Origin of the sequence: Xenorhabdus griffiniae, assembly GCF_001028135.1 — a bacterium.
Taxonomy (GTDB): Bacteria; Pseudomonadota; Gammaproteobacteria; order Enterobacterales; family Enterobacteriaceae; genus Xenorhabdus; species Xenorhabdus bakwenae.
On record NZ_LDNM01000106.1, the window covers coordinates 22,938 to 44,048 of the forward strand.

The window sequence follows — 21,111 nt, forward strand, 5'->3', positions numbered from 1 at the left end:
AGACCGTTTTACCCCTCCTGTAGGTGAAATTCGTTCTCACTATCCGAGACATCCATTATAATTTTTAGCCAGACTGATTCATTGCCATAAATATCACGAAATTTAAATTGTGGAACCTGGTTAGCTTCATCAACCCAAAAATTGTTTATTGGTTTTTTGAAATAAAGTCGACTCAAACTAACAACATCAGTACGTGGTGTTGTGTCTATTTCTACTTGTGGGGTCGCTTCCCTGGTTATAGAGATACCAGAATCACTAAAATAATCTTTTTTAGACTGATAATCAGCGCCAGCCGTTCTCTTGGCTTTATATTTCCCCCACAGAAACCAAAGATAAAGTTGATCATCTTTTGTATGATGAGTAAACCTTCGGTAATCATATCTGGAAATATCGTTGTCGTTTATCGTATTTTTAATATCAACATCATGAACAGAAAAGTTATAACTATCATTAATATAGATGTAATGATTATCTTGAATCCATTCCAGATCCTCAAATTCAATTACTGTACGTGGGCTAACAAATGGACCACCGGGTTCAACAGTGGTCACTTTACATTTATATGTACCATTAGCGACATTTTTTTCTGTTTGCCTCACCAGACCATTAGCATGATAAATAATTTCTTTTCGCCCCGTAACAGAAATGTGGGATCCCTTGCCATGTTCATCATCTGATAAAAATGTTTTCCCATCCAATGTCACTCTTGCTATTATTTCGATGGTTTCAATTGCTGTTGTTTTTAGCCAATAAATTTTTTTCTGAGCTTCAGGTTTATTATTGAATGAATCTATTTCATCAGGTGATAAATTTGTGTTTTCTGTCAGGCCTTGTTGTGGAAACTGGTGCAAATAATCATTTTCCTCAGAACTGTATGACCACTCACTCGATAATTTTTCACCTGTTATTTTATTAACCAATTCAATACTATTTAATTGTTCATCAGATAATTTTACTTCCTCATCATAATTATCCGTCGTAGCTTGTATATTAATCACAATACCAAGTTGCATATTTCCATTCGCGAATAGCACACCTTCTCGGCGACCATCAGATACCACAATATTAAAGGTAGGCAACCCTTCTATTTTTTTAGATAAATTATTCTTTAGTTGTGTTTTCATTATGATTTCCCTCTGAGAAAGAATAAAACAACTGATTACCCTGATGATTCTTTGATTTTTCCACAATGCAATATAGAAATACACTGAGAATAATTCCATAAAAATAAAATATTATTAATTAAATTAAAATTCACACCCAATATGACACACTGCATTCAATTAAAAATTGATAGCGACACCCATAATCAATATTGGTATATATAAATATTAGACCACGTATTAAAGTATTTCCAATAAAATAATAAAAATAAATATCCCATTAATTAAAATTATATAAATAAAAGATAAAAAATCCATCAAAATAACAACAAATTATTTTCATTGATCTATTTTTTATAAGACTACTTCATGACATGAATTTATTTAAATAATTGGAGTGATGGGTCACGTATTCACCCCGTTGAGCCGCCTTAAATAGAGTATTCCCTTTTGATAAAAGTGCCGATAACTTTGTCATGCCTCTCCGGGGATTTTGAGTAACCGAGTGTTTTACGGTTCAACAGTTTGGTTATGGATAGCGTTGATGCCCTGCATCGCCTTTATCGTGTTTTTTGACGAATTCCGTTTGCTGACAAAATCGACATTTTATTTCAACCGTCGCCATTTAATCTCTCCGAAAAAAGAGCGATGATACATAATCATCAACGGGTTGAATACGTGACCAGAAAAACCCATAGCCCCGTTTCATGCTTAAGAATATAAGCACACCTTCCATTTGAGGGATCCGGCGATTTTAGGCATTTTGATGACAGCTAACGGGCGGTTTTGGTGGATAAACTCGCCCGTTTAAATTTTCACCTAAAATGCAACAGTGTCGCAAAATTGCAGTATCATTCTCTATCAAATAAAAATGGATGAAAGATGATACTTAACACAATCAAATAAGTCCGTGTACCAAAATCACCCCGATACATAAAGGTCCGACATATCGCCATATAAAGCGTAAACACTGACGCTTGCGCAATGACATGTTATCCGGTATTAGTGCATTGACCTTACGTGACCAACCAAATACGAGGCAGATGATAATCCCGAATAATGGCATGAGGACATTGGAAGTAATAAAGTCCAGCATGTCGAAGATGGATTTTCCACCTAATGTGACGTGACTTAGAGGACCAAAAGATAAGGAAACAGGTATCCCCATTAACATAATCGATGCCGTGACTATTAAGCTTGTTTTACGGCGCGACCATTGAAAACGCGTCTGAACATAAGCAACGATGTGCTCAAGTAATGAAATTGCTGAGGTCAGTGCGGCCATTAATAATAATAAAAAGAAAATGACGGCTAAGATTGAGCCACCAGGAAGACTGGCGAAATAAATTGGCATCGTCATAAACGTTAATCCAGGTCCCGCATTTGGTTTTAAACCAGCAGCAGCCAAAGCAGGAAAAATCATCAGACCAGCCAATATACAGACCAAGCAGGAGAGACTTACAACCCAAATACTCGATTTACCAATGCCTTTGTTATTAGGCAAATAGGAGCTGTACGTAATGTGGATCCCTAAACCAATAGACAGTGAAAAAAATGCCAGCCCTAATGCATCTAAAACACCTTTTCCGGTCAAGCTATTAAAGTCTGGGTATAAGAATAATTTTAACCCTTCTGATGAGCCAGGTAAGCGGATGCCAATAATAATTAACACTATCATGATCAAAAATAACAGTGGCATCATGACCTTAACTGATTTTTCCAAACCTTTTTGCACACCCGATAATACAACGAAACAGGTTAGCCCTGAAAAGGCCAGATGGGCGATTATCGGCCACCACGGATTGCTGATGAAATTGGTGAAAATAGATGTCAGTTGAGAAACATCTGTAATATTCAATTTCCCTGTACTTGCCATCACTGTGTAGCCTATAGTCCAGCCACCGACAACACTGTAGAAGCTATAGATACACCATGAACTGAATACACCGATAAGGCCAACCCACCCCCAGTGTTTACCCAGTAATTTTTTAAACGCATTAACGGCCACTTCACCCGTACTGCTTCCCAGCATGTTCTCAGCCAACAGAACCGCTAATCCAATCACAAAGCTAAACAATAAAAATACAACCAGAAACGCACCGCCGCCATTTGTTGCTGAAACATACGAGAATTTCCAAATGGCACCAATGCCAACGGCAGAGCCGGTTGCTGCTAATATGTGCCCCAGACGGGATGTCCATTGTTGACTCATGCTAACCCCCGAATAAATACTGTGTTAGCACATGTACTCAGGCCCATAACCGTGAGCAAAAAACCAGCAGCAGTGCGACGAACAGGCTCACCTGCTTGCAGGTTAACCATAGGCAGGATGATATTTCTTGTCCCGACGAACAGGGCAAAGGTTATAAAGCCCAATGCCCAAATATCTTTAGATGATAAACGGTATGTCATAATAATCGTTAACTTATTGTTGTAAAAATAATTGCAAATGTAATAGTAACTATCACAACCTCTTGAATTTCCATTGACGAAACTGGATTCTGATTTAACAGTCAGTGATAAACATCCTATTCACTGATATTCGCAAGATACAGAATGATAGTGCTAACATCAAAGAGATTATCTTGAAGCATTAACGGAGAAGAGTTCGCTGACCATATTTAACGCCCATCGCCAAACACCAATCTTGCAAAAGTTCACATGCAAGCTTTGGATAAAGTGAAAATGAGACTCTTCAATTATGGAGTTATTAACCAGGAGAAAGGGCATTAATAGAAATGGCATTTATGACACCACAATAAAACCATAAGAAATATAGTGAAGCCAGCATCACTGACTCCACATATTTTATCGAATGTTTACAGCCCGCCCATCATCAGAATTGCCATCTAAAACCGATATTCATACTATTGTCCTGATGACCGCTGGAGAGCAATCCACTATAGCCAAGCGTGAATGAAACGTTATTACTTGCACTCATCTCCGCGTTAGCTTTTAGCACCACACCATCACGAGAAGCAGGCACGCTGTGAGTCACAAACGTTGTGTTACTGCCACGGAACGATAAACCTGTTGCTCGTTCACGTTCACCGTATTGGTGTTGCCAGCCTAATTCTCCCTTTAGGGTCATTGAAGAACCCCATGCAGTCTGCCAGCTATGATTGGCACGTAATCCCAATGTGGAAAGAGTGGCTTCCGTATGTTGGCTGTTACCACGAAGTGCGGCGGCAGCACCATCTTCGTTAATACCTTCATTGCGGAAATTGACGTAAGCCAAGTTAACGAATGGCTCCAAATTCACAACCCCTGTCGGCAGAGGGTAAGCAAGTTCTGCGGATAATTGTGTTGTTCGTCCACTGTACCGGGCATTCTCACTATCACGCTGACTGCCATAGCTGATAAAGCGTTTGGTATCAATACGGTGCCACGTGAATCCGCTATTGGCTCGCAAAACAAAGTCACCAAATTGACGGTCACCATAAAGAGCGAGGTGATAGTTATTACTGTCAGCAGTCACACTGTTACCGCTATCAAGGGAAGTACGGGTATAACCCGTTGCGATACCAAGACGGCTGTATTCATCAATAAGAGCATCCGCGCCAAGGAATAAACCATAGTTGGAAACCTGATAGCCCGTCGCATTCGCTGTACCAGAAGCGTGGCTCCATGCACCAAGCAATCGAACCCATGCACCGTTCTTGTCTCCATGAATATCAGGCGAAAATGAATAGCCTTCAATCTGACTCAAACGAGAATTCAAGGTATCACGCAAATAACGGCTGTCATTAACCAACTGAGATGCAATATCAGCGTGGATTTGTCCATCAAGCTGACGGAATGCAGAGCGGGCCTGTTCCGCAAAACGACTGGCTAAGATACTTTCGTAAACCGGATTATCCATGCCAAGAGCATCAGCGGCGGCAGCCACTGCGCGTTCATTCTGTGTCTTAGCAAAATCGACAAAAGCCGTCTCATTACGCCCAACATGGAGAGTGACTTCACCAGGCTGATAAGACAATCCAGCACCCAGGAAGAGATAATTCGGGACGACATCATCAAAACGGCCATTGATATTCTGCTTCGCACTAAGAATAGTGTATTGCTGACCCGTCAGGCTTCGCACCTCTTCAAAAGAAAGCAAGTTCGCCGTATTCTCAAGGGAAACGGTAACTTTTCCGCCATCGATCTGTGCCCTTTTTTCAACCTGAATGTTGTCACTGCGCCCATCGGAAGCGATTTCAACAGCGTAATGAGAACCGGGTTCAAAGGTAATTTTTTCGGCAACCTTAAGCGTACCTATAGAGTTACCCGGTGCTACCGTCCCGCCACGCTGCACATTGAGCGTCCCCACCGTCCCATTCCCACCAAGCGTGCCACTTTCCATGACGGATACGCCAGAAGAGACACTACCGCTCACGTTCAGTAATCCCTGTTTGACCCGTGTTGGGCCAGAATAGGTATTCTGGCCACTGAGAGTCAACGCACCTCTACCTTGTTTAGTTAATCCACCATGACCACTGATATCATTGCTCCATTGATCCTGAGCACACTGACCCGCATCACAGATGCGTTCAGTCGGTTTATCCTTATCGAGTACGGCACCAACACCCGGAATATCAGCGATAAACTGCCCCTTGCCGTAGGCGACTCCGTCAGGATCTGGTATACGGAGTTTTTCAGGAATATCCTCTGCGGTATAGAACATGCCAGGGCCATTTATTGCTTTACCGAGGTTGATCAATCCCCAGCCGTAAAGCTCATCAATACCCTTTTCCCCCATATCAGTCGCCGTAGTACGAAGCACGGAAGCGACTTGCTCGCCGCTCATATAGGGAAAACGCTCCATCAATACCGCAATACTACCACCCGCGTGTGGTGCAGCCATTGAGGTTCCGCTATAACTGTCATAGCCGGTAGTCATATCATCTATTCCAGTTCCCTTAATGACTGAACTATAGATCTCACTACCCGGTGCGCTGACACAAAGACTGGCCGTATAGCCACAGCGGGAGGAAAAATTGCTGATGATATAAGGCACGCTATGGGTACTATTTGGATCTTTTTGCAAGCTCGCTACTGTCAACCAGTTTGGTGCAATCTCTGGCACAAACCAAGCCAGGCCCGCAATAGCATCTGGATTACTGTAGTTATTACTATTGCCAGCAGCAAAAATTGTCACAATACCGCTACGGGCAGCATCAATTGCCCCCTGATATGCTCCCCCCGGTTTTGTCCCCAAAATCGGTTTGATTTCATCAAACTGCATCCGGGCCTCAGCCAGGGTAAAATGGGCTGCATTCGGATCTTTCCCGCCTCTCTCAAGCTCCCTATCAATACCAATCCCCCAGCTGTTGTTAATGATACGGACACCACTGTCTATCAAGGCATTCCAACCAGCCTGATAAACACCACCATCATTGCCTAAGATAATGCCATCTTCAGGGCCGGGATCACCGTTATCCGCAGTGAATATTTGGGCGTTATAAGCCACGCCATGCATCTCTCTGCCATCCCTGTTAGCTGCCGCTATGCCTGCAACATGAACACCATGTGTTCCTAGCCTCCCGTACCTATCCACGGACGGCGTGCCATCATAAGTGAATGAATCACCTTTTTTCACCGGAATATAGGGATCGGTATATTCACGTATCCCCGAAGTTTTTAAGTTGGTGACCTTATCTTTTCCCATAAACTCAGGATGTTTGGCATAAACGGCCTGATCAAATATGCCTAATTTGATCCCTTTACCGGTATAGCCGCTGGCATAGGCTTCATCAGCGTGAATAGCACCCAGTCCCCATTGGCCCGAAAACTCACTGGAACGCCAACTGGCCGGATCGCCAATCCGTCCTTTCTCAACATAATTTTCCGCATAGGTGCCTGCGCTGGCTGCGGCCAAACAACAAGCTATCGCGTGATAAAGTACTCGTGATTGGGTTTTGACGGATAAACGTGAGGAAGCCAGAGTGTTCCAGGGTATTCTGTATCTCTTATTCATGTTAGTCACCATCCATTGTTGATTTGCAAAAATGCCAGCTCTTATGTTTTTTATTGTGTAGGCAGCTTGAAACCATCAAGGTGATCGTTGTCTAAAAAGCAGGGACAGATTAAAAAGGCGTGCTGTTTTTTAGATTGTTATCAAAAGAAAGCGGGTTTAATCAAAGCCATCACCTACACTATTTACACCACCAATACTCACTATAAAATGCCACATTTAATCAACCCTTATTTTAATAAATTTTAACCAAACCATAACATTCCATGATGTTATTCTGAAACATTGGAATGGTTCTTTATTTTCGTTAACCCTGATTGGCAAATTTCGTGCCCGAACGTAGAAGCCTGCTTCTATGGTAGGTCAGGTATTGAATGGGTGGATTACCCGCTAAATGTAGTTTTCACGCTCAATAAACGTCCCTATCACTTTGTCGTGCACTTCTTCCGATTTGGAATCACCAATTGTCTTTCGTTATCCATTATTATTTTTACACCATAATTTAATTAAATAATCATATAAAAATGTAGTTATAAGGCAAATGAAAAACCAATTAATCCATGATATTGAGTTTTGCAATATAGATATTAAGAAAGAGTTTCCTATAGCAAAATCCATTAGTGGTTGCCGAACTAGTCTACCCATGATCGCCAATTCAAGTAACCACATAATAATTCCTCTTGTGAAAGAATTAGATGTAGGCATACCCCTTTTTATGAATATATACAAGATTGTTATACCAAAACCTGTTTCTATACTTGTGAATGCAGCTAAGTACCTAACATCCCAAGAGGGTAAAACAGATACGTTATTTACTTCACTTCTAATGTATGGCATTAACAACTCAACGTTAATAACATGAACTATAAATCCAATAAATGCAGTAAATATAGATACAATTAAAATAATAAAAAAAACTACTTTTTTTTCGTTACCCATCACATAAGCCTCTAAAATTTACGATTCATAATAATGATATAGTTTAATTATTTTGTTAAAAATTTCAAAAGTTAATTTTTAATTACCATCAAAATTTTCAAGAAGAACAATTCACTTACTATAAAAAGACCTCCACGCTATTTTTTAAATCTTTAAATGTCTTAGAACCATATGAAAGCAACTCCATCCGTGATTAAAACCACAGGATTACGTAAATTTAACGGATTAATAGAAATTTTTTATTATGAATGTTTAGATGCGCAATAAAAAGATGAGAGGGAGAGGATATTCCCTCTCCCTATAACTAATTAAAAACTATATTTATATACTCGATAAACGTCAAGTTGCAATCCGCAAGACGACGCGAGGCCTTATATTTCCCCGCTGCGCGGGGAAATATAAGGCGCATCTTGAAGTTAGATTGGTATAGAACAAGGTTATTGTGTCCCACAAGCCGCTGAATCCTTAGGGGTCTCCAAAAAATTGCTACATGTCTGGCGGAAACAACATGTCGAGCAATTCCAACCCGGAATCCTAACCTCTGGTGAGCGACAGGAGTTGCTGAAACTTCGAGAAGAAAACAAACAGTTAAGGATGGAAAAGGAAATCCTAAAAAAGGCGAACGCCTTCTTTAATACAGGGGTCAGCAGTTCCTGTTCCCAGCGGTTGGTGTAATGCCAAGGAAAATGGTGAATGGGTTGTTACCCTTCGTTGTGGGGAATGATTCGAAAACCCTATGCGACTCTTTGCAGAAGCAGGCATCGTTGCTGATTCACAACCCCATGGTGAATGGCAAGAAACAGAGGTGAAACTTGGCACCATGCTACAAGCTCTGGGATTATCTGATAGCAATGATAGTCATTTACTATTTTCTGACCATGTATAGTGCATCGTTGGGCACTTAGCTGCGATATGTATTTCATAGCTTTCACACTCTTGATCTATACTATTGCCCCTTTTGCAACACATAAAAAACACAATGGAACGCTTTCTCGAAAATACAATGTATTCCTCCCGCTGGCTACTTGCACCGGTTTATTTCGGTTTATCATTGGCATTATTTGCCCTTGCGGTTAAGTTCTTTCTGGAAATCATGCATATCCTGCCGAACCTTCTTTACATTACAGAATCCGACCTCATCCTGACGTTGCTTTCCCTGGTTGATATGGCTCTGGTTGGCGGGTTGCTGGTAATGGTGATGTTTTCTGGCTATGAAAACTTTGTTTCAAGCCTGGATATTCACGAAAGCAAGGAGAAATTAAGCTGGTTGGGGAAAATGGATGCGACCTCACTCAAAAATAAAGTTGCAGCCTCAATTGTCGCCATTTCCTCCATTCATTTGCTGCGCGTCTTTATGGATGCCAAAAATGTGCCGGACAATAAACTTATGTGGTATGTCATTATTCACCTCACCTTTGTTTTGTCCGCATTTGTGATGGGATATCTGGATAAACTTACGCGCCACAATCATTAAGCGATCAAACAGTAAGCGAACAAGCCAACCCACAATCATCGCCCTGATGCCAGTTGAATCCAACCGGCTGGCATTACGGAATTCGCCTCTTCGATGAACTTCCTTTCACGGACTCTTTGAGCAATTTTTCAATAAACCTATCCACGACCGTTTCAACGACATCACTTCGGGTTGTTTCCAGACGATTAGCCAAACTATCAATTTTTCTGATGACAGACATTCTTAGGGATAGGGAAACCGGCTTTTTTTTCTCTTTATCAAGAAAGACATGGCTGGTGGCGTCTTCAGATTTACAACTGAGATGCTGCACAAGGAGTTCTTCAATCCTTCTCACATCTTTCCTGGTCAGGATCCCTTTATCCACTAACTGATAAGTATTGCCCATTTTGCTAAACCGGATATCCGCACAGTAAAGATCTCTCAATTCCCGCAATGCACGTGTTAACGTAGGCTCCGAACAATTCAGTTCCCTAATGATCTTCACCTTACTAACCGGTTTACCCTGTGAAAGTAATAAAGTTAATTTAAAATTTCTAAATTGTTTGGGACTAAGCAGCATTTTTTATTACCAAGTCAGGGATAGCAAACCCCAGGCTATCTACTGTTAACTACAAAAATAACTTTCAGCATAGCTACTATCACAGGCAAATCAATATCAAAACGAGTGAAAGCGTTAGCAATATTTTCAACCGGTTAAGATACTATTGCCTCTGGTTCTATACCATAATGCGCTGCCCGCTCGAGAATATTGACTGCCCAGCGTTGATGGGTGGCAGGTTCACACATCATTCCCTGCGATTTGAACACGGCTTCACTGGCACTAAGAATAGTCAGCGCCTCAGCATGATCATGAGCATTAACCATTAGCGCTCGTTGGATGCATTTAATCTGCTTCGGGTGTATAGCTGTTTTTCCCACCAGACCGTGGGCAACATCCAATTCCAGCTCTTTTTCCAGTAATCTCAAATCATCAATATGCTCACAAACCGGCGCAGTCAGAGCAAATCCCCGTGCAACAAAAACGGCAACCAACATTTTAATGACATAGCCCATCGGCCCATCATACAGGGTAAAATTACGGGAGCGCCGCAGGGACATGACATTCATCAGATCATTACCGCCAATACGCAAGGCAATAACGCGATCCTTGCAAGGGTGTTGTTTGAGAATGTCCGCAAGCTGGTTCATTTTCCGAACGTCAAACACCTCTTCACTCTCCAGTGTTGGCATCATGCACAGATGGGTTGAACCAATAACATCCCACCAGCCGGACAACGAAGCATGGGTAAATTTGGGCAAAACCAGTCCATCAATGGCACTCAGATTGACATTGGTCACCAGATAATTTGCCATTCTTTCATCACGTGGACGGATAAAAATCAGGGGACGATGGCAATCGGTATTGGAAGAAAAACGGCTTTCTTCGGTCAATGTTTGCATGACTTCCCGGAGATTTTCGAGGGCAAGGGGAATATCCTGTTCACTAACGGCATCTTCCAGACAAATAACCAGCGAGCGCAGATCAGGGATCTTATTCTGTAACACAATTTCAGCAATGTCCTGACGGGTAGCTGGCATATACAGAGTGGCACCGAGTCGATGTGGAGAAGGGATTGGTTTCATCACGCGACCTTCTTAATCATAGTTACAGCACGATATTGACCGATTAGATCACCGACTTCCGTAATCACAACATTTTTCTGACGGGCCAAATGAACCAACAGGGCAACATCAGGATCATCCAGGGAACGCACGAGTACATGTTCTGGCACACGTCGTAATACTGCACGGGTGGCTTCTGCAATACCAGGTTTAATACGGTTAATACTGTCAATCTGGTATTTTTCAGCAAGACTGGAAATCACCGTTTTGCTTAATTGCTGCAAAGCGGTTTTTTCCTGCGGCAACCAAACCGCGTCTGGTATAGCAGCGCAATCCAATCGATGACGACAATCAGCAACAGTATCCACCAATAAGCAGCTGCACTCAAACTTGAGCAGGTGATCACACTGCACGCAACCGTGCAATCCTTCTTCATGCCAGATCGAACGTGATATCAATCCCGATACCGGCGCACCCATAATACCGAAAGGAATCAACCAGTCATCATCGCTGGCTGCCAGCCACGAACACCCACAAGGATCAGCTAATACCACCAGACGTGGGAGACCTGAATAACCATCCCGCCCCGCCAAAGATCGCGACAGTTCTGCCGTAATCGCGCCTTTGCCTGTCCAGCCATCAACAAATACCACGCCATCCGTTCCATGTTGCTGCTCAATATACGATAGCGCTGTATGATCAATACCACGATCCCGAATAATGCTGATGCCATAATGATAAGAGCATTTGCCCATTTCTCTGAGCGTTTGATGCAACATCACCCCCAAAGGAACGCCAGCCCTGACCAGGCTGACCAAGACAATCGGCGTATCACCAAAGCGGGATACCAGCGCTTTGGCGAGCATCACAACTTCCGTCGCCAACCGAACAGCCCCTTGCCCAAGCGCTTTATCAAACAGTTCAAGGTGATAAGACGTAGGTTCCGGCTCCTGACTTAACATATCCGAATAATGGCGAGCACCAGATTGGATCAACTGCTCCTTAATATCCACAGGCGTCATCTCAATTTGAACGGGCTTTAGCAGGAATTGAACATCATCAGAAGCGTAACTCCCAGAGAAAGGGGAAAAGCTATTCATTATTTACAGCTCCAAATAAGGCTGTCATTAATGTGTCAGCAAACTGGCTTTGCTGAGGCATACTAAACCAATCACACAGTTGCATAAAACGGTGATCACTCAGACTGTCTCCCAGGCCGATAACCGGGAAAACGCCTCTCTCAGCACGAAGTCTTTGCAAGAGGTGATGAGTCGCCAGCCCCTTGTCAACACACTTTGGCAGCACAGTAAGATTGTTATTGTTTTGATGGAAATAAAAGTTTTGCTGGAAATGACTTTCTTGGGCTAAAGCGTCAGCCAGGATATTAAGCTCATTCAATCTATCGTGGTTGCGGTGCTTGATGATCAGGAAAACAGGTACATCACCGTACTCATAGTCAATGCGTACCCAGGCATCGATACTATAAGATGCCATCAAACGCTGGCTCAACCGTTCCAACTCACACAATTTATCCCGATATGACAACAATTCTGACAACATGCACGATTGCCAAAGCTCATCAACAGCACCTTCTGGTGTGAGGATCACCGCACCGTGCGAAACAATACACCAGGAACTGAAAGGGATCTGCACACGGCTTAATTGTTCTGTATTTCTGGCGGTGACTGGAATAACCTCGGCATGAGCCAACAGCCAATCAACCAGCATGGATTGTTTTTCAGTCAGATAGCTGTGGGGAAAACATTTTCGATCCAAGGCCCCCACGCGAAAAGATATTTCTTTCAGCTTGCGGCGAGATTGAAATAGCGTGTCATCAAGATCAGTTAAAAATACAGGCTTAATCATATCCCACGATCTCGACAACCGGAGAAACACGGGCAAGCTGTGCCATTAACGCAGGGTCAACGGACATTTTGGGCGTTTCAAGACAGAGTAACACCCGATCAAAGTGCTGATGCGCGACATTATAGAGAAAATTCGGGATGCCCAGCCCGTAATTATCCGTAAAAGCCATGACAGATTGGATGGCATGACCGCAAGAAATGGGAGAGCGGGTTGTCGAACCAAATACCACTGATGCCCCTTCCTGCTCAAGCCGTTCAGCTAGCAGGAACGGCTGCCAGACAAATTCACTGGAACCCAATACCAGCACGTTTTCGCCTGCTTTGGCACTGATTGCAGCGCCAATGTCACATTGGATCTCATCCAGCCCCAAACGTCCCCAGCTCTGTTGGCCTATGATGTTGATTTCTCCCTGGGCCGTCACATTGACTTGGGGCATGACCGGCACTGGCGCAGAGATATCCGCTTCCCACTGCCAATTCCCCTCGATCAGGGAAACTTCAGAAACCGGCAACGGGCTGCGTTTCACCACCGATTTACCACTCCAATCTGTCAATGTCACGGTGACGATATGTTCAATATGCTCAAGCCCTGCAAGACGCAGTGCATCCAGCAAATTCAGGAACGTATTGCCCGTGGTTGCTTCATCATCAATCAGAACCAGAGTTCGGGCTTGGGTCACCCGTTGGCGCAATCGACTCTCTGTTGGCCAATAAATCAGATGATCCGTAGCATGGCTGTGATTTTCCTTAAACTCACACAATAAATCGCCATCAACCGGATGGCGTGTCGACGTCAGAAATACAGGCTTATCGGCTTTGTGTTGCGTTTCCTGAAATACCCCTGCAGCTAGCCCGACAGCCGTTTCTGCCATGCCAATATATAGAACCGGGCCGGGAAGATGAGCAGGGAACCGGGCAGATAATTGCTGATAAATCGAACGCATGATCGATGGCTTGACCGGAATATGTCGCCCCAAGACTTTACTGACAAACAGGAATGCTCTTTTGGGATTACGGCGTTCAGCGATATCAAACAGGGTTTCCAGACATGCTGTGCGACGCGATGCCGTCACCGTCAATGTCCCGCTGTTTAACTTTCTTTGGTAAACCTGCTCTTGAAAAATCTGTTTTTCATCAACGGTTTTTTTATAAACATCGGTGTCACTCAACACGGTCATGGGGATGCCTTTTCAAAAAAATCTCGGCCTGAACCAATCGCCCCGAACTAATAGGGTAACTTTCAGCATTTGTTCTTAATTCGGTGAAATATACATCGCAGTCTAGAGTTTCAAACTAACAAATGTCAATCATATTATGATTATTTACATCAAAATTTGTTTGACTTTTCTGCATGGAAAAGAAATCATACCAAACGAAATCAGACTGTTTTCTATCATACAGTTAACAGCCAATATACCTGTTTACGGGAGTCATAATATGACAGATTTAGTTATCTATTTGTCATATTATGATTTTTTAATACGTGAAATTACCGTGATTCACCGACGAACAGAATAGAGGTGTCATTAATGGTTTCGTTAAGCAAAAATCAGTCAGTTTCGCTCGCCAAACAGAGCGCATCACTGGCTAACATGAATTTTGGTCTGGGATGGGATCCTGTGACCAAGAAAAAAGGCTTTCTGGCGAGTTTATTCGGCGGGGGCAGTGATGAAATCGATCTGGATGCAAGCTGCATTCTGCTTGATAAATCGGGGAATGCCATCGATACCGTGTGGTTCGGTCAACTGAAATCAAAATGTGGTTCTATACAACACACTGGCGATAACCTGACGGGTGAAGGTGATGGGGATGATGAAGTTATCCGCGTCAATCTCATCAAACTTCCCACCAATGTCGAATACCTTGCATTTACCGTTAACAGTTTCCGTGGTCAAACCTTCAATGACGTTGAAAATGCCTTCTGCCGCGTCGTTGACCAAAACGGCAAAGAGCTGGCTCGCTATCAATTGAATGAGCAAGGCGCTCACACTGGCATTATCATCTCCTCCTTGCGCCGCAACGAGGGTCAGTGGGATTTCACAGCACACGGCGTCCCTTGTCTTGGACGTACTATTGACGCGATGTTTCCGCAGATTGTTGAGACGGTGGTGCGCTAATGAATCTGACACCTGGGGCCAACGCTCCCGTTCCCCATCAAACGCTCACTGTGCGGGTTCTATCGGGTTCAGCCGTTGATGTTTCTGCTTTCCGTCTGTATGCAGATGGCAAAGTGAAGGGTGATCCAGATATGGTGTTCTACGGTCAGCCGGTCAATGATGACAACACCGTCCGGCTGACTACCGGTAATCTCAATACCGCATTCAGTGTCAACTTGCCGGCATTGAGCCAGGATGTCCAGAAAGTCGCGTTCACCGCGACTTGCGACGGTAATCAAACGATTTCCAATCTGCGTAATCTTTCCATTCAGGTTGAACTGAACAGCAGCGTGATTTTGCAGGGAGATGTTGACGTACAGGGCCGTCCAGAGGCTGCCTTGATCCTCGGCGAGCTGTATCGCCGGAACGGTGAATGGAAATTCCGTTTTATTGCCCAGGGCTTTAATGGCGGTCTCAAACCACTGGCTGAACATTTTGGCGTAGATATTATGGATGATGAGCCAGCACCAAATACCGTCAATCTGAGTAAGGTTTCTTTGACCAAAGAAAAACCGACTATCAGCCTTAGCAAACGCGACAGCTACGGTGAAATTCGCATCAATCTGAACTGGAGTCAAAATACCGCCCCCTCAAAAGGCCTATTGCAAGGCATGTTCGGTGCAAACAAAAACGTGGATTTAGATCTCGGTGCTTTCGTCCGACTGCAAGATGGAGAGAAAGACGTTGTACAGGCACTGGGGGATCGCTTTGGCGATTACCGTTATGAACCCTATGTAGAATTACAGGGTGATGATCGCACCGGTCAAGTGCGTGACGGTGAATGGCTCCACGTCAATGGGGTTGAATGGAAAAACATCCGTGAAGTTTTGATCTACGCCTTTATCTATGAGGGCGTGCCTGGCTGGGATAAAACCGATGGCATAGTCACAATTTATGTCCCTGACCAACCCCCGATTGAAACGCGGATGACAGAAGGCAACAACCACAAAGGCATGTGTGCTATTGCCCGCCTTGTCAATGAAAACGGCACCATCAAAGTAGAACGCATCAATCAATACTTCAGCGGGCATAAAGAGATGGACAAGGCGTTTAGCTGGGGCTTTAGCTGGACATCCGGCAAGAAATAACTCTCTATTTTACCAATTAGCGGAGGGACTGATGTCCTTTTTAAACAAAATCAAATCAGCGTTCAACGCTGGCCGTGAAGAACTCACCACTCAAGTGAGTCGCTTCAAGAACAGAAAATTCATGGAAGGTACGGTAGCCGTATGTGCACACGTTGCCATGGCGAGTAACGGCGTCAGTTCAGAAGAAAAGCAGAAAATGATCGGCTTCATCAAAAACTCCCCTGAGCTGAAAGTGTTCGATACCTCTGAGATTATCGAATTCTTTAACAAACTGGTCAGCAGCTATGAGTTTGATGCTGACATTGGTAAAGGTGAAGCCATGAAATTCATTATGGCTCTGAAACAGCAGCCGGAAGCGGCGCAGCTTGCTTTGCGCGTCGGAATTGCAGTCGCCAAGAGTGATGGTGACTTTGATAACGACGAAAAACAGGCGGCCCGTGAAATTTGTTTAGCCCTTGGCTTTACACCGGCTGATTTCGAACTGTAATCGCAGATAATTTAAGAGGCTTACTTCATGGTATCCACGCACATTGGTTTTCCGATGGAAACCGTTGCTGTATTTATTATTCTGTCGGTTGGTGCGCTCTTTATCGACCTCTTTATGCATCGTCATGATAAGCCGGTTTCGCTGCGTAGTGCCGCCCTTTGGTCTATTTTCTGGATCGCAATTGCCTTTGTTTTCGCGGGCTTCCTGTATGTTCATCACGGCGCGGAAGCCGCAAGTCTGTTTGTCACGGGCTATGCACTGGAAAAAGTCCTTTCCGTCGATAACCTGTTTGTCATCATGGCGATTTTCTCCTGGTTCGCTGTCCCGGACCGCTATCGCCATCGAGTCCTGTATTGGGGAATTATCGGCGCGATTGTCTTCCGTGGTATTTTCGTTGCCATTGGGACAAGTCTGCTGGTACTTGGGCCGTGGGTTGAAATCATATTTGCAGTTATTGTTGGCTGGACAGCGGTTATGATGCTGAAAAGTGGTGGTGATGACGATGAAATCGAAGACTATTCACAGCACCTTGCCTATCGTCTGGTGAAACGTTTCTTCCCAATCTGGCCGAAACTGCGCGGCCATGCATTTGTACTGAACCAAAAAGAAGTGGGCCAGGAATTAGCTAAACCAGAAAACGCCGATGTGAAAGTGGGTCGGGCGAGCAAAGCCGCACTTTATGCTACGCCATTGATGCTGTGTCTGGCAGTGGTTGAACTGTCGGACGTGATGTTTGCCTTTGACTCTGTTCCTGCGGTGATTGCAGTCAGCCGGGAACCATTAATTGTGTACAGCGCCATGATGTTTGCTATCTTGGGTCTGCGCACGCTCTACTTTGTGCTTGAAGCATTGAAAAAGTATCTGGTGCATTTGGAAAAGGCAGTGATCGTTTTACTGTTCTTTATTGCCATAAAACTGGGTCTAAATGCTTCTGAGCATATATTCCACCACGGCTATTCAATTTCAGCAACAAGTAGCTTATTTGTGGTAATTGGCGTACTGGCAGCCGGTATTCTTGCCAGCCTGCTGTTCCCGCAAAAAGAAAATGCAAGCTAAATCCGTAAAATCCAGATAACTAATACGACGTAATAAGTGAGGAAATAACAATGGGTGTATCTCTTTCTAAAGGCGGTAACGTTTCTCTAAGCAAAGAAGCGCCAAGCATGAAAAACGTTCTGTTCGGTCTCGGCTGGGATGCTCGTTCTACTGACGGACAAGACTTTGACCTTGATGCCTCAGCTTTCCTGCTGACAGCAAGCGGCAAAGTACGTGGTGATGCAGATTTCATTTTCTACAACAATCTGAAATCGTCTGACGGCTCCATCATGCACACTGGCGACAACCGTACCGGTGAAGGGGATGGCGATGACGAATCACTGAAAATCAAACTGGATCAAGTTCCTGCTGACGTAGAAAAAGTGGTGTTTGTAGTCACTATCCATGACGCACAAGCTCGTCGCCAGAGCTTCGGTCAAGTTTCCGGTGCCTTCATCCGTCTGGTTAACGATGACACACAAATTGAAGTAGCACGCTATGACCTGACTGAAGATGCGTCTACCGAAACCGCTATGCTGTTCGGTGAACTGTATCGCCACAATACAGAATGGAAATTCCGCGCAGTAGGCCAGGGTTATGCTGGTGGTTTGGCTTCTGTTTGTGCCCAGTATGGTATCAACGCTGCTTAATTTGGGTGTTATTAGCTTGAATTCAGCGCACTGAAATTAAAAGCCCTGCTTGATAATATCGGTAGGGCTTTTTGTGGCTTTACCTATTTGTTTATACGCAATTAACTTGAAGATGCAGATTTTAAAATCTGGAAGTTATCAGTCAACCGAGTGGTGAGTTCTTTCGCTTTTTCTGACAATGTGACATGAAAAAAGCGACGGAACGTTTCTGCATCCGGAAAATAGACATTGTTTCGTACCTGCTCATTCATATATTTCCATAATCGCTCAATCGGGTTAAGGTTAGGGCTGTAAGGTGGCAAGTAGTGCAACTCAATATTCAAAATCTCGGCAAAAAATTGAACGACTTCGGAGCGGTGGTAACCCGCACCATCCAGAATAATGTGGATTTTTTGCGAAAGTGGGTAGGTTTCCCGGATTGAGCCGAAAAAAAGGACGACATTTTTCGCGTTAATCGTCGGATATTCACGTATCAGGGTGTCTTCAATCCGGTGTAAATGAAGGGCGCCCAGGATGTTGAGTCGGGTACGACTGCCGGTGGTTTCAACGACTTTGACGTGCTTCCTTTCTTCATCCAGCCGTAACTTAATTTTGTAGACTGGGTAGGATGCACGGCATCAATAAACAAAATAGGCTCATTTTGGCCACAAGCTTCCTTCAGCGCGTTGTAGGCCCCAATAAACTGTTGCTGTTTATCGGCATCAAATTTATGCGGAACCCCCATTGGCTTCTTCCCTGACGGTGAAGCCATTTCATCATACCTGCGACAGTGAAAGCCATCTGCCATTGATCCCAGACATAAGCCACGATTTGTGCGGTGGTGTGCATCAAATTTGCGGTCAGATAATCAATCAGTTCAACGGTGCGTTCAGCAGATAAACGGCTTTCAGAGCCGCCATTTTCAGGGGCGAGTTTTTCCTGAGAGAAGTACTCCTTCAGATGGCGGTTCACGGTGCTTTCATGGATACGCAGGGCCTGAGCAATCATCTGGGTAGTCCAGCCCTCTGATGCCAAAAGCACAGCCTTGATGCGGTCACGTACTCGTCCATCGCGAGTAGTATCATGCATCAATTCGAGGGCTTTCTTTTGATCTGCTGTCAGATGAATTTTCATGGTCACGATCATGATCTGATAAGAATGAAAAATCAAGCATCTTCAATTACGAGGGGTATAACCAGATGCAAAAATTGGATAACTATTTTTACGAATTATTGATTTTCATTATAACAAGTAGGAGGATATTGATGTGATAGAACATACCAATATACGTTTTTAATGTAAGATATATTGGATAAAATAGCATTAAACAATTTGCTTTTTTGTGACATAGATCATGAGTGTTGTGCTAACTATGTGAATGCAAGTCCTAAATTTAGAACACCATGAATTAACACAATAATGCGACAATATACTTATATTAAACGCGATGCTCGACTTTAACATCCTATAACGTTGGCTTGTTGAAGCCAGTCGCGTTGACTTTTACCTTGTTTAAAATTGGCAAAAATACCCAATGTGTGAGAAAGCAGTTTTCTGGCAATTCGGTTACTCAAATGCCACAAATCCCGTGCCCAGCACTTCTCGATAGCAAATTGTCCGGCGAGTTGACCAATCACGGTTTCAATTAAACGGCGTTTGGCGTTAATGACCCTTCTCGTTTTTCTGGGGATGGGATCATCCCTATTGGCACGCACTGGGGTAATCATTTCAATACCCTCTGCCTTCATTTCCTGTTTAAATTCAACGCCTAAATACCCTTTATCACCCAGCAAATAGCCTTTTATCGAACCGATCACATCCCAGGTTGCTTCACGCTCACTGACATTGGCGGGCGTCAGCGTAAACCCGGTTACCACGCCGATTTCGTCTATCATGAGATGTCCTTTGAAGCCGTAGTAAGTTTCGTTTTTGGCGGCACAGTACCCATAATCGGCTTGTCCTTTGAAGTTGGCACTGCCTTTTGCTCTTTTGAATCCACAGACGGCCAGCGGAAATCCGTCGATAATATGTACCGGCCTGTCGGGCGCGCCCAATAACCTCGCCAGCTTTTCTTGCCGTTGTTGTTTAACAACCCAAAGATTCGAAATCTGTTTAGCGAAATTGGCGCGTGAACCCAGTTCCGGAAACCACTCGCGCCAGTGGTCACGAAAGTACGTCCAAATGCCTTTATCCGTTGAAAAGCCTAAAAATTCGCCCACCACTTCCATCGTGATGGCTTCTGCATCGCTCAGTTTAGGCGGATATCCCCGGCTTCTGAATCGCATACCTTGCTGTAACTGCGTTAAATTGTCATCTACCCAACAAAACACCCAAATGATAAAATCTTGCTGTGACATAGCCTTGTGTTCCTTTATTTCTCTCAGTTTGGCGACTTAAAGTTATAAAGGACTGGCTATGTCATTTCAACTCATCATAAAAGTCGAGCATCGCGTTATATTAATTATCGAAACAACTATGAACAGGTTAAACAGGAGGAAAAAATCAAGCTCACATAAATTCAAACTATTCTTAAGGGATAGCGTTCTATCCCTTAAGTTTTAAACATCTATTTGACTACTTTCCTCTGGACAACAGTTTCTGCATCATCATTTGCCCGAACATGCCCGCTGACTGCCTGACCTGCCCCACGCCCTGACTCATCATGCCTGCCATATCGCCCATCCGAACCCCTGCCCAGGCCAGTGCCCCCAGTCTGTAGTGATGTGATGGACGTCCCCTTTTTCAGCAGCAAATAGTGCCATCTTTTTTTCCGATGC

At 44.0% G+C, this 21,111-nt stretch carries 18 protein-coding genes and 6 pseudogenes; 8 read left to right on the top strand and 16 right to left on the bottom strand.

Going from position 1 to position 21,111, the window contains the following annotated elements; translation table 11 throughout:
- Positions 1 to 8: 8 nt before the first annotated feature.
- The 8 genes and pseudogenes from AAY47_RS16715 to AAY47_RS16735 all read right to left on the bottom strand — a co-directional run bounded on the left by AAY47_RS16715 (position 9) and on the right by AAY47_RS16735 (position 7,998).
- The gene (locus tag AAY47_RS16715; RefSeq protein WP_047771274.1) at positions 9 to 1,124 is read right to left on the bottom strand and encodes a hypothetical protein; all 1,116 of its coding nucleotides are present in this window, start codon (positions 1,122 to 1,124) and stop codon (positions 9 to 11) included.
- Between the two features lie 410 nt (positions 1,125 to 1,534).
- Positions 1,535 to 1,630, bottom strand: a pseudogene (locus tag AAY47_RS20925) (IS1 family transposase); the annotation flags it as partial.
- Positions 1,631 to 1,632: 2 nt separating this feature from the next.
- Positions 1,633 to 1,728 (bottom strand): IS1 family transposase, encoded by a 96-nt coding sequence (locus tag AAY47_RS20930; protein ID WP_072059817.1) that lies wholly within the window; start codon positions 1,726 to 1,728, stop codon positions 1,633 to 1,635.
- Between the two features lie 273 nt (positions 1,729 to 2,001).
- Positions 2,002 to 3,315: a sodium-dependent transporter gene (locus tag AAY47_RS16720; protein WP_047771275.1), complete on the bottom strand. Its 1,314-nt coding sequence runs from the start codon at positions 3,313 to 3,315 to the stop codon at positions 2,002 to 2,004.
- Between the two features lie 38 nt (positions 3,316 to 3,353).
- A pseudogene (locus AAY47_RS16725) lies at positions 3,354 to 3,515 on the bottom strand (branched-chain amino acid transport system II carrier protein); the annotation flags it as partial.
- 424 nt (positions 3,516 to 3,939) lie between these two features.
- The gene (locus tag AAY47_RS16730; protein WP_083446701.1) at positions 3,940 to 7,062 is read right to left on the bottom strand and encodes an autotransporter outer membrane beta-barrel domain-containing protein; all 3,123 of its coding nucleotides are present in this window, start codon (positions 7,060 to 7,062) and stop codon (positions 3,940 to 3,942) included.
- A gap of 387 nt (positions 7,063 to 7,449) precedes the next feature.
- Positions 7,450 to 7,533 (bottom strand): annotated as a pseudogene (locus tag AAY47_RS21835) (IS1 family transposase); the annotation flags it as partial.
- The gene (locus tag AAY47_RS16735) at positions 7,534 to 7,998 is read right to left on the bottom strand and encodes a hypothetical protein (protein WP_047771278.1); all 465 of its coding nucleotides are present in this window, start codon (positions 7,996 to 7,998) and stop codon (positions 7,534 to 7,536) included.
- A gap of 426 nt (positions 7,999 to 8,424) precedes the next feature.
- Between AAY47_RS16735 and AAY47_RS23360 the strand changes: the two are divergent.
- The 3 genes and pseudogenes from AAY47_RS23360 to AAY47_RS16740 form a co-directional block, all read left to right on the top strand.
- Positions 8,425 to 8,616 (top strand): annotated as a pseudogene (locus tag AAY47_RS23360) (transposase); the annotation flags it as partial.
- Positions 8,617 to 8,662: 46 nt separating this feature from the next.
- Positions 8,663 to 8,884 (top strand): annotated as a pseudogene (locus tag AAY47_RS21390) (chorismate-binding protein); the annotation flags it as partial.
- Between the two features lie 93 nt (positions 8,885 to 8,977).
- On the top strand, positions 8,978 to 9,472 hold the full coding sequence (locus AAY47_RS16740) for a TIGR00645 family protein (protein ID WP_047771279.1): 495 nt from the start codon (positions 8,978 to 8,980) through the stop codon (positions 9,470 to 9,472).
- A gap of 73 nt (positions 9,473 to 9,545) precedes the next feature.
- On the opposite strand, the gene AAY47_RS16745 is transcribed toward AAY47_RS16740, so the two are convergent.
- The 5 genes from AAY47_RS16745 to AAY47_RS16765 all read right to left on the bottom strand — a co-directional run bounded on the left by AAY47_RS16745 (position 9,546) and on the right by AAY47_RS16765 (position 14,117).
- Positions 9,546 to 10,031, bottom strand: coding sequence for a hypothetical protein (locus AAY47_RS16745; RefSeq protein ID WP_047771281.1), 486 nt, complete (start codon positions 10,029 to 10,031; stop codon positions 9,546 to 9,548).
- A 134-nt stretch (positions 10,032 to 10,165) separates the two neighbouring features.
- Positions 10,166 to 11,095, bottom strand: coding sequence for an HpcH/HpaI aldolase/citrate lyase family protein (locus AAY47_RS16750; RefSeq protein ID WP_047771282.1), 930 nt, complete (start codon positions 11,093 to 11,095; stop codon positions 10,166 to 10,168).
- Positions 11,095 to 12,174 carry a cysteine protease StiP family protein gene (locus AAY47_RS16755; RefSeq protein ID WP_047771284.1) on the bottom strand — a complete coding sequence of 360 codons (1,080 nt, stop codon included), beginning with the start codon at positions 12,172 to 12,174 and terminating at the stop codon, positions 11,095 to 11,097. Before AAY47_RS16755 ends, AAY47_RS16750 begins: the two co-directional genes overlap by 1 nt.
- The gene (locus AAY47_RS16760) at positions 12,167 to 12,940 is read right to left on the bottom strand and encodes a hypothetical protein (RefSeq protein WP_047771286.1); all 774 of its coding nucleotides are present in this window, start codon (positions 12,938 to 12,940) and stop codon (positions 12,167 to 12,169) included. The genes AAY47_RS16755 and AAY47_RS16760 overlap by 8 nt, the downstream gene beginning before the upstream one ends.
- Positions 12,933 to 14,117 carry a phosphoribosyltransferase domain-containing protein gene (locus AAY47_RS16765; protein WP_047771287.1) on the bottom strand — a complete coding sequence of 395 codons (1,185 nt, stop codon included), beginning with the start codon at positions 14,115 to 14,117 and terminating at the stop codon, positions 12,933 to 12,935. Before AAY47_RS16765 ends, AAY47_RS16760 begins: the two co-directional genes overlap by 8 nt.
- 351 nt (positions 14,118 to 14,468) lie before the next feature.
- Between AAY47_RS16765 and AAY47_RS16775 the strand changes: the two genes are divergently transcribed.
- Genes AAY47_RS16775 through AAY47_RS16795 form a run of 5 tightly spaced genes read left to right on the top strand, consistent with a single transcriptional unit; the run spans position 14,469 to position 18,355 of the window.
- Positions 14,469 to 15,056, top strand: coding sequence for a TerD family protein (locus AAY47_RS16775; protein WP_047771289.1), 588 nt, complete (start codon positions 14,469 to 14,471; stop codon positions 15,054 to 15,056).
- Positions 15,056 to 16,183, top strand: a complete 1,128-nt coding sequence (locus tag AAY47_RS16780; RefSeq protein ID WP_047771290.1) for a TerD family protein — start codon at positions 15,056 to 15,058, stop codon at positions 16,181 to 16,183. The genes AAY47_RS16775 and AAY47_RS16780 overlap by 1 nt, the downstream gene beginning before the upstream one ends.
- A 31-nt stretch (positions 16,184 to 16,214) precedes the next feature.
- Positions 16,215 to 16,670 (top strand): tellurite resistance TerB family protein, encoded by a 456-nt coding sequence (locus tag AAY47_RS16785; RefSeq protein ID WP_047771291.1) that lies wholly within the window; start codon positions 16,215 to 16,217, stop codon positions 16,668 to 16,670.
- A gap of 27 nt (positions 16,671 to 16,697) precedes the next feature.
- Complete coding sequence (locus AAY47_RS16790) at positions 16,698 to 17,726, top strand: TerC/Alx family metal homeostasis membrane protein (protein WP_047771293.1); 1,029 nt, start codon at positions 16,698 to 16,700, stop codon at positions 17,724 to 17,726.
- Between the two features lie 50 nt (positions 17,727 to 17,776).
- Positions 17,777 to 18,355: a TerD family protein gene (locus AAY47_RS16795; protein ID WP_047771296.1), complete on the top strand. Its 579-nt coding sequence runs from the start codon at positions 17,777 to 17,779 to the stop codon at positions 18,353 to 18,355.
- A gap of 101 nt (positions 18,356 to 18,456) precedes the next feature.
- Here AAY47_RS16795 and AAY47_RS16805 read toward each other — a convergent pair.
- The 3 genes and pseudogenes from AAY47_RS16805 to AAY47_RS22910 all read right to left on the bottom strand — a co-directional run.
- Positions 18,457 to 19,468: pseudogene (locus tag AAY47_RS16805) on the bottom strand (IS630 family transposase).
- 323 nt (positions 19,469 to 19,791) lie between these two features.
- Positions 19,792 to 20,691: an IS982 family transposase gene (locus AAY47_RS16810; RefSeq protein WP_047771298.1), complete on the bottom strand. Its 900-nt coding sequence runs from the start codon at positions 20,689 to 20,691 to the stop codon at positions 19,792 to 19,794.
- A 209-nt stretch (positions 20,692 to 20,900) separates the two neighbouring features.
- Positions 20,901 to 21,111, bottom strand: a 211-nt coding sequence (locus AAY47_RS22910) for a hypothetical protein (RefSeq protein ID WP_235428393.1), incomplete at its 5' end; no start/stop codon positions are given.

Coding starts and splice junctions, on each gene's coding strand:
- AAY47_RS16750 (WP_047771282.1), bottom strand. CDS start 11,095: ATGAAACCAATCCCTTCTCCACATCGACTCGGTGCCACTCTGTATATG.
- AAY47_RS16755 (WP_047771284.1), bottom strand. CDS start 12,174: ATGAATAGCTTTTCCCCTTTCTCTGGGAGTTACGCTTCTGATGATGTT.
- AAY47_RS16810 (WP_047771298.1), bottom strand. CDS start 20,691: ATGTCACAGCAAGATTTTATCATTTGGGTGTTTTGTTGGGTAGATGAC.
- AAY47_RS16715 (WP_047771274.1), bottom strand. CDS start 1,124: ATGAAAACACAACTAAAGAATAATTTATCTAAAAAAATAGAAGGGTTG.
- AAY47_RS16760 (WP_047771286.1), bottom strand. CDS start 12,940: ATGATTAAGCCTGTATTTTTAACTGATCTTGATGACACGCTATTTCAA.
- AAY47_RS16735 (WP_047771278.1), bottom strand. CDS start 7,998: ATGGGTAACGAAAAAAAAGTAGTTTTTTTTATTATTTTAATTGTATCT.
- AAY47_RS16795 (WP_047771296.1), top strand. CDS start 17,777: ATGGGTGTATCTCTTTCTAAAGGCGGTAACGTTTCTCTAAGCAAAGAA.
- AAY47_RS16745 (WP_047771281.1), bottom strand. CDS start 10,031: ATGCTGCTTAGTCCCAAACAATTTAGAAATTTTAAATTAACTTTATTA.
- AAY47_RS20930 (WP_072059817.1), bottom strand. CDS start 1,728: ATGGCGACGGTTGAAATAAAATGTCGATTTTGTCAGCAAACGGAATTC.
- AAY47_RS16790 (WP_047771293.1), top strand. CDS start 16,698: ATGGTATCCACGCACATTGGTTTTCCGATGGAAACCGTTGCTGTATTT.
- AAY47_RS16765 (WP_047771287.1), bottom strand. CDS start 14,117: ATGACCGTGTTGAGTGACACCGATGTTTATAAAAAAACCGTTGATGAA.
- AAY47_RS16720 (WP_047771275.1), bottom strand. CDS start 3,315: ATGAGTCAACAATGGACATCCCGTCTGGGGCACATATTAGCAGCAACC.
- AAY47_RS16740 (WP_047771279.1), top strand. CDS start 8,978: ATGGAACGCTTTCTCGAAAATACAATGTATTCCTCCCGCTGGCTACTT.
- AAY47_RS16775 (WP_047771289.1), top strand. CDS start 14,469: ATGGTTTCGTTAAGCAAAAATCAGTCAGTTTCGCTCGCCAAACAGAGC.
- AAY47_RS16780 (WP_047771290.1), top strand. CDS start 15,056: ATGAATCTGACACCTGGGGCCAACGCTCCCGTTCCCCATCAAACGCTC.
- AAY47_RS16730 (WP_083446701.1), bottom strand. CDS start 7,062: ATGAATAAGAGATACAGAATACCCTGGAACACTCTGGCTTCCTCACGT.
- AAY47_RS16785 (WP_047771291.1), top strand. CDS start 16,215: ATGTCCTTTTTAAACAAAATCAAATCAGCGTTCAACGCTGGCCGTGAA.